The following is an 8,363-nucleotide window of genomic DNA, read 5'->3' on the forward strand; positions in this document are numbered from 1 at the left end:
CGCCCCAGCTGCGCCCCAGCCCGCCGATGACCACCATCACCAGCAGCGTGGCCGACTGCGTCCAGTGCATCGTCGCCGGGCTCACGAAGCCGTTGCCGCCGGCCAGCAGTGCACCCGCCAGCCCCGCGATGGCGCCCGCAATGGCGAACGCCACCAGCTGCAGCCGGAACACCGGATAGCCCAGCGCCCGCATGCGCGTCTCGTTGTCGCGGATGCCCATCAGCGCATGGCCGAAGCGCGATTGCGTCGCGCGGTGCAGCCACCAAAGCGCCAGCGCGACGATCGCCAGCACCACCCAGTAGAAGTTCGACTCATTGCCCAGGTCGAGGCCGGGCAGCAGCGTGGGGCGCGACATCAGCGTGTAGCCGTCGTCGCCGCCATAGCGGCGCAGCGACACCACCACGAAGTACAGCATCTGCGCGAAGGCCAGCGTGGTCATGATGAAGTACACGCCGCGCGTGCGCAGCGCCACCGTGCCGATCAGCGTGGCCACCAGGCCGGCCATGAGCGCGGCGGCCGGCCACATGATCCAGCCCGACATCACGCCCGCGTCGCTCAGCGCCACCACCGTGTACGCGCCGATGCCGATGAAGCCCGCATGCCCCAGCGCCACCATGCCGCCGAAGCCGAGGATGAAATTGAGGCTCGCCGCCGCCAGCGCCACGATGAGCACGCGCCGCACGAAGCCGATGTAGAACTCGAGCCCGAACAGCGGCGCGACCAGCGGAAACGCCGCGAGCAGCACGAAGAGCAGCCCGAGGCCGATGTAGCGTGAGGGTGACTTCATGCGCGTGCCGAGAAAAGGCCTGATGGCCGGAAGATGAGCACCACCACCATCAGCGCGTACATCGCGACTTCGGCGAACAGCGGCCCCAGGTCGGCGGCGGTGGCCGGCGGCAGCGTGGCGCGCAGCAGCATCGGCACGAAGGCGCGCCCCACGGTGTCGACCACGCCCACCAACAGTGCGGCCACGAAGGCGCCGCGCACCGAACCGATGCCGCCGATCACCAGCACCACCAGCGCGGGGATCAGGATCGCTTCGCCCATGCCGACCTGCACCGCGACGATCGGTCCCATCAGCGCGCCGGCCAGCGCGGCCAGCGCGGCGCCCAGCAGGAACACGCCGTTGAAGATGCGGCCCACGCGCACGCCCATCAGCTCGGCCATCGGCCGGTCTGAAGCGCCCGCGCGCACCCGCATGCCGATGCGCGTGTGGTTCACCAGCAGGTACAGCGCCAGCGCCACCAGCAGCCCGCCCACGAGGATCACCAGGCGGTATGCCGGATAGGGCAGGCCGTCCATGAGCTGCACCGGACCCGAGAGCGCGGCGGGCGTCGGCGCCATCACCGGCGAGGGCCCCCAGGCCATCGTCACGATGTCGTCGGCCACCAGAATCACGCCGAAGGTGGCGAGCACCTGCGCGAGATGGTCGCGCGTGTAGAGGCGGCGCATCAGCAGCACTTCGAGCAGCAGCGCCACCACCACCGTGACCGCCACCGCGATGACGATGGCCGCGGCGAACGAGCCGGTGCGCGTGTGCGCCTCGGCCGCCACATACGCGCCCGCCATGAACAGCGAGCCGTGCGCGAGGTTCAGCACGTCCATGATGCCGAAAACCAGCGTCAGCCCGGCTGCCAGCAGGAACAGCATCAGCCCGTAGCCGAGGCCGTTGAGCAGCTGCTCCAGAACAAGAATTCCACTCATAGAAGAACCAACAGGGTTGCCCGCATTTTTATTCAAGAGACACCGAGGAACCGGCTTCGCCGGGCCTCAGGTGTCGCCCCCGGCAGGGGGGGAGGAGAAGCGGACACGAAGTGCCGCGAAGCCTGGGGGGTTACTTGAGCGGACACTTGTCGGCGTAGGAGTCGCCGTAGTTGGTCAGGACCGTATTGATCAGCTTGTTCGTGACCTTGCCCTGCGCATCCTTGCCGATCACGCGCAGGTAGAAGTTCTCGATGGGGTAGTGGTTGTTGGCGTACTTGAAGCTGCCGCGCGTCGATGCGTAGTTGGCCTTCTTCAGCGCGGCCACCACGGCTTCGCGGTTCTGCGCGTTGCCGCCCGATTGCTTCACCGCCGCGTCCATCGCGAGGATCGCGTCATAGGCCTGCGCCGCGTACACCGACGGATAGCGGCCGTTGTATTCCTTGCGGAACGCGGCCACGAAGGCCTTGTTGGCGGGGTTGTCGAGGTCGTGCGCCCAGTGCGAGGTGTTGAACAGGCCGAGCATCGGATCGCCCACGGCGCCGATCACGTCTTCGTCGGCCGAGAAGCCGCTGGTCACCAGCGTGATGTCCTTCGACAGGCCCGCGCCCACGAACTGCTTGATGAAGTTGATGCCCATCGCGCCGGGCAGGAAGAAGTAGATGGAGTCGGGCTTGGCCGCGCGCAGCTGCGCGAGTTCGGCGGCGTAGTCGATCTGGCCGAGCTTGGTGTAGAGCTCGTCGGCCACCTGGCCCTTGAACTGGCGCTTGAAGCCGCCCAGCGCGTCCTTGCCGGCGGGGTAGTTGGGCGCGATCAGCACGATCTTCTTGAACGCGCGGTCCTGCGCGAACTTGCCGGCGGCTTCGTGGAACTGGTCGTTCTGGTAGGCGGTGCCGAAGAAGTAGGCGTTGCACTGCGCACCGGCGAACTGGCTCGGGCCGGCGTTGGCCGAGAGGTAGGGCACCTTGGCGTTGAACAGCGTCGGGCCCACGGCCAGCGCCACGTTGGAGCCGATGGGGCCGCTGAAGAGGTCGATCTTGTCGCGCTGGATCATGCGGTCGACCAGCTGCTTGGCCTGGTCGGGGCTGCCGGCCATGTCGGCCTGCACGAACTCCACGTCCTGTCCGCCGAGCTTGCCGCCCAGTTGCTTGATGCCCAGCGCGAAGCCGTCGCGCGCTTCGGCGCCCAGTGCCGCGAAGGGCCCCGAGATGTCGAGCGCCAGGCCCACCTTCACGGGCGCGGCCATGGCCTGCGCGGCGGTGCCAAGGGCGGCGCCGCACAGCAGCAGCGACAGCAGGGTGCGCGGCAGCGCGGGCGACTTCGGGGGCAGATGGCTCATGGATTCTCCGGCGTGGAAGGATGAAACGACGCACCGGCTGCCGCGTCTTGCGGCAGCCATGGCACCGAACCGTTGATAGCTAAATACTTTAGCCATAAACGATTTGGTGTCAACGGTACTAGCACGAATGGTGCCAGTGCGTCGTGTCGTTTCCGTTCAGCCGAAGGGGTTGGCCGTGGCGAACCACAGGCCGATGCCGGTGGCGATGATGAATGCGCCGTCGGTCACGCCGGCGATCAGGAAAAACTTGGTCTGCAGCGTGTCCACCATCTCGGGCTGGCGCGCACTGCTTTCCAGGAACTTCTGGCCCACCAGCCCGATGCCGAGGCACGAACCGAGTGCGGCAATGCCGATCAGCAATGCGACTGCGAGCGGAAGGATGTTGAAGCCGGTCATGGTGTTTTCTCCTGGTTGGTTGATCGTTGGAGAGACTTTCCCAGAGCGGGTGCGCACGGTCCATGACGTGGGAGGTCATGGGGCAAGCGAAAAAAAAGCCGGCCGTGAATACGGCCGGCTTTCAGGCGGAGCGTCGAAGCTTCAGGGCGCCTGCGTCCAGTTCTGGTTGTTGCCGCCGTTGCAGGTCCAGGTGATCAGCGCCGTGTCCTGCGCGGTCGCGCCGCCGGGCACGTCCAGGCAGGAGCCCGAGGCGCGGTTGCGCAGGGTCGAGCCCACCAGGCTCCAGTGCGTCGTGTTGCCGGCCGAGCAGGCCAGCTGCACCACGGCCGCGTTGGTGGTCGCGGTGCCGCTCTGCGCCAGGCACAGGCCGCTGTGCTCGACCTTGAACTGCACGAAGCCGTCGCCGGTCTGCGTCATGGTGAAGCGCTCGTTGCCGGCTTTTCCGCACGGCCACTGCACCACCGTCGTGCCGCTCGTGGTTGCCGCGCCCTTCACGTTCACGCACAGGTTGCTCAGGTTGGAGCGGATACGCGTGACCACCGGCGTCGGGTCGTTGTCGAGCGAGCGAACGTATTCGCGCAGCGCCACCACGTCGTTGGCCGGCAGGCTGGACGCATTGCCGTGGCCGCTGGCGAGCACGTCCTGCAGCGTGGCCGCCTGGCCGTTGTGGAAGAACGCCGTGGTGTTCCAGGTGCCCAGCAGCGTCGGCGTGTCGAAGCCCACGCCCGCCAGCGACTGGTTCATGCCCTTGCCCGAGGAGGCCTGGATCGTGCCGACGTCATGCCGCACCCCGTCGCGGAAGGTGGCGCCGGTGTGGCAGGTGGCGCACTGTGCCGTGTTGAACACGGTCTGGCCGCGCACCGCGTCCACGCTGAGGCTGCCGTCCGCCGCGCGCGCCGGGCTGCGCATGAACTTGTTCAGCGAAGTCAGGTAGGCCGCCAGATCGTCGAGCTGCGCGTTCCTGCCGGCCTTGGGCGCGCCCAGCGGGTCGGAAGTGGCCCCGAAGTCTGCATTGCTCAGGAAGCCGGTGCCGCCGAACTCGTTGCGGATGTCGTTCTCGAAGTCCTGCACCTCGTCGAAGTTGGCCGTCCAGTGCAGCTTGCCGTGGCCCATGCCGCGCCGGCCCTGCAGGCTGATGGTGCGGCGCAGGCCCTCGCCGCGCTGGGTGAAGTCCCACACCATGCCGTCGTCGCCGCCGTCGGCGTGGCAGCTTGCGCATGACAGGTAGTTGTCCTTGCTCATGCGCCGGTCCGACGCGTTGTAGAACACCTGCTTGCCGCGCAGCGCCGCGGCGCCCATGGGCTCCACCGCCACCGTCTGCACGTTCTGCAGGAAACTCGGCGCATTGGTCTCCGACGACAGCACCGAGGCCACGTCGTGCACCGACACCGAGCGCGCCAGGAAGTTGTTGACGAACAGCCGCTTGCGCGCCGCGTCCAGGTACAGGCCGTGCGGCGCGCTGCTGGCGTTGATCTCGCCGCGGATGGAGCGGCTGTAGGCGTCGACGATGGCCACGCGGTTGCCTTCCATCTGCGCGACGAAGATGTAGTCGCCGGCCGGCGAGAACAGCGCGGCGCGCGCCGGTGCCCGGTCGTCGAAGTCGATCTGCTCGTCGAACTTGTGCGCCGCCGCCTGCAGGTCGACCTGCGACAGGATGGAGCGCACCGTCTGGTCGTGCACGAGGTTCGTGCCGTCGCGGAATTTGCCGCGCACGATGTTGTCCTTCTTCGAAGGCAGCACGGCGCGCTTGCCGTCGGGCGAGATCACTACCTGCGCGGTGTAGTTGGCCACGCCGCGCGCGCGGCTCTCGGTGTCGACGGTGGTGGTGTCCACCGGCAGCGCGATGGCGCCCATGCCGCTCATGCTCTGCAGGTTGACCTTGTGCAGCTGGTTGCCCGTCATCTTCGACTTGAAGCGCGTGACGTAGGCCACCTGCGAATCGGCCGCCACCGCGATGCCGCGCACATCGCCCTCGAGCGCCACCGCGCCGGTGGTGCTGCCGTTGGCGGGGTCGAAGCTCATGAGCACCGACTTGCTCTCCAGCGTCAGCAGGCCCTTGCTGCCGTTGGGCGTGAAGACCACGCCGTAGGGCCCGCTGCCGTAGGCCAGCGCCACGGTGGCCGAGATGGTGCCGTCGGCCGGGTTGAGCACCACCAGCTTGTCCTCGCCGTGCACCGGCACCCAGATGCGGCCGTCGGGGCCCACGGCCAGCGTCTTCGGCTCGTCGCCCACGCGGGTCTCCCAGCGCTTGGCCAGGGTCTGCGCATCGATGGCGGCCACCGTGCCGCTGTCGGGGTTGACCGAGTACACCGAGTTGGCGTCGCCCGCGATGTTGGTGGTGTGCGTGGGCGCCTGTGCGGTGACCGGCGCGATCACCGTCAGGTTGTAGGTGTAGTAGGTCTCGCGGCCCTGGGCGTCGCGCACCGTCAGCGTCACGGTGTAGTGGCCGGGCGTGTTGTAGGTGTAGGTGTAGTTCGCCTGGTTCGAGAAGGCCGTCTGCGTGCCGTTGCCGAAGTTCCAGCGGTACTGCGCGCCGCTCGCGCCCAGCGTCGCGGGGTTGAACACCAGCTGGCCGTTGACAAGCTTCGGCCCGCCGCCGATGCCGGGGTCGCCGATGATGGCCTGGCCGCGCAGCGTGGCCACGTCGGAATCGCTCAGCACGCGGCCGTACACCCGCACTTCCGCCAGCGTGCCCTTGAAGAGCGCGGCGTTGCCCTGGATCTGCCCCAGCAGCTGGAACTTGTTCGCGAGGCCCTTGGTGCCGGCGAGCCCGGCGGAGGTGGTCTTCACCCCGTCGACGTACACCGACTGCGCGCCGGAGGCGGCGTCGCGCGTCATCACCACGTGATGCCAGTTGCCGTCGTTCACCGCGGCCGAGGAGGCCGTGCCCGCGTCGTTGCCGACCGACAGCTTGATGCGCCCGCTGGTGTCGAGCCAGCCCCAGAACAAGTCGTCAGTGCCGTTCGCCTGGTCGCGCCCGAAGACACCGGGGGCGGTCCACGAGTTGGACGCGCCTGTCTGCGTGGTCTTCATGTAGAAGCTCAGCGAAGCGGTGCCGCCGAGCACGGTGGCCACGGTGTCGTTCTTCAGCGGTACGCCTGCCGTGCGGTTGGCGAAGTTCAGGCCGATGCTCTCGAAGGCGTCGCCGGTGGCCGGCGTGCCGTTGTTGGCGCCGATCTGGTCCGACAGGCTGCCCGCCAGCGTCCAGTAGTGCATGAGGCTGATATCGCTCGCGTTGCCGGTGTGGAACACCGACTTGTAGTCCGCCGCGATGGCGTTGCCCGCATAGTCCTTCACGCCGTTGGCGGGCAGGAACACTTCATAGCTGGTGCCGGGCTGCAGCGGCTGGTCGGGCGAGAAGTTGATGATGCCCAGCTGCACGCTGTAGGTGCCTGCCAGCGTGTTGCCGCCCACCGGCCGCACGATGAAGGTGTTGGCGTTCACGCTCTCGGGCCGAATGTTGTCGGTCATGCCCAGGCCGATGCGCGAGGTCAGCGCCTGCTGCTTCGCGCCGCTGGCGGGCGAGACCTGCTTCACTTCGGGCCTGGTGATGTCGGGATCCACCGAATGCACGATGAAGCCGCTGCCCGAGCCGTGGTCGTTGCCCACGAAGACCAGGTTGCCGAACATCGCGACCTGGCCGTTGTCCGAATGCGAGAAGTTCGGGTCGTCCTCGCGCAGGATGCTGCCGCGGCCCACCTCCACGTGGTTGAGCGGGTTGCTCACGTCGACCTTGTGGATGCGGGTCTGCGCGCCCTGTATGACGTAGTTGTCCTGCGTGGCGCAGTAGAGCTGCTCGTCGATGACGAGGCGGTTGTCTTCGGCCACGAAGCGCGAGCGGTCGCTCAGGTCGTAGCTGTACATCTTCGCGCCGCTGTTGCGCGTGGAGACGTGCAGGTTCCGGCCGTCGAAGCAGGTCGCGTAATAGAACGGCGTGGTGCCCACGATGGAGTCGAGCACCTTGGGGTTGAGCGGATCGGAAATGTCCAGGCTCGCGAAGCCGCCGTTGCTTTCCATCGCGGTCAGCACCATGTGGTTGCCCATCGTGAAGATCGGCCCGATGCGGAAGCCCCCGAGTTCGCCGGTGGGCACGGGGTTGGGCTTGCCGGCGCCGCGGTTGGCGACCACCGCGTTCGCGGGGTCCGTGGCATCGACGATGAAGATGCCGCGGCCGGCCGAGGCCACGTACAGGTAGGGCGCCTGCCACCAGAGCTGCCAGGCCACGTCTTCGTAGTCGCCGCCGTTGACGCCGGGCAGCGCCAGCTTCTTCACCTGCTTGATGTCGTTGATGTCGGTGAAGTCCCAGAACTCCACGCCGTTGATGCTTGGCAGCACCACGTACGTCTTGCCGCCGACCTTGGCCGTGCCGAAGGAGTGCGTCTCGCGGAACTCCTTGGTGCGGCCCTCGGGTTCGTAGATCTTCTTGACGAGCTGGATCTGGCGCGGGTTCGACACGTCGTACAGCAGGAAGCCGCCCGGGCCCAGGCCGCTGTCCGGCGCGAAGGAGGTGAGGAAGTAGCCGTTGATCATGATGCCCGCGTTCATGCCGTAGTCCTTGCGGCCCGGGTAGGTGGCGGGCACCTCGCGCGATTCGTAGGCACTGCTGTGCGCCGGGTCGAGCGGGTGCGCGGCGCTGGTGATCATCGACACCGGCTTGAACAGTTCCGCCGAGGTGTAGGTGAGGTTGCCCAGGCCCGGCCCCTGCAGCGGGAGCGGGTCGGCGACCGCAGCGGAAACCGCCGCCGCCATGTTGTTCAGGGTCGTCATCGGACTGACCCCGGTGATTGCAGCGTGCGTCAGCAGCGTGACGAACGGCAGCAGGAACGCCATCAAGTAATACCGGATTCTCATCGTCGCCTCCAGGTTGTTGTATCGGTCACTTGCAAAAGCGCGCGCGCAGGGCGCACCCCGGGGGGGGGGGGGCGGG

At 67.7% G+C, this 8,363-nt stretch carries 5 protein-coding genes; all 5 read right to left on the minus strand.

Annotation, left to right across the window (positions count from 1 at the left end; all coding sequences use genetic code 11):
- Nucleotides 1-787: branched-chain amino acid ABC transporter permease (locus AC1RVW_RS16210; RefSeq protein WP_493201095.1), on the minus strand; the 787-nt coding region annotated here is incomplete at its 3' end.
- A complete protein-coding gene (locus tag AC1RVW_RS16215) occupies nt 784-1,704 on the minus strand; it encodes a branched-chain amino acid ABC transporter permease (protein ID WP_081270722.1) in 921 nt (306 codons plus the stop codon). The genes AC1RVW_RS16210 and AC1RVW_RS16215, both read right to left, overlap by 4 nt.
- Before the next feature lie 130 nt (nt 1,705-1,834).
- Nucleotides 1,835-3,040, minus strand: a complete 1,206-nt coding sequence (locus tag AC1RVW_RS16220; protein WP_081270723.1) for an ABC transporter substrate-binding protein — start codon at nt 3,038-3,040, stop codon at nt 1,835-1,837.
- A 156-nt stretch (nt 3,041-3,196) separates the two neighbouring features.
- The gene (atpE, locus tag AC1RVW_RS16225) at nt 3,197-3,436 is read right to left on the minus strand and encodes a F0F1 ATP synthase subunit C (RefSeq protein WP_081270724.1); all 240 of its coding nucleotides are present in this window, start codon (nt 3,434-3,436) and stop codon (nt 3,197-3,199) included.
- A 141-nt stretch (nt 3,437-3,577) separates the two neighbouring features.
- Nucleotides 3,578-8,287, minus strand: coding sequence for an RICIN domain-containing protein (locus tag AC1RVW_RS16230; protein WP_493201097.1), 4,710 nt, complete (start codon nt 8,285-8,287; stop codon nt 3,578-3,580).
- Nucleotides 8,288-8,363: the final 76 nt, after the last annotated feature.

The organism is Variovorax sp. MPBD4-3 (genome assembly GCF_058809745.1).

Bases quoted from the DNA above. Each gene is read 5' to 3' on its own strand.
- AC1RVW_RS16215 (WP_081270722.1), bottom strand. From the start codon at position 1,704: ATGAGTGGAATTCTTGTTCTGGAGCAGCTGCTCAACGGCCTCGGCTAC.
- AC1RVW_RS16220 (WP_081270723.1), bottom strand. From the start codon at position 3,040: ATGAGCCATCTGCCCCCGAAGTCGCCCGCGCTGCCGCGCACCCTGCTG.
- atpE (WP_081270724.1), bottom strand. From the start codon at position 3,436: ATGACCGGCTTCAACATCCTTCCGCTCGCAGTCGCATTGCTGATCGGC.
- AC1RVW_RS16230 (WP_493201097.1), bottom strand. From the start codon at position 8,287: ATGAGAATCCGGTATTACTTGATGGCGTTCCTGCTGCCGTTCGTCACG.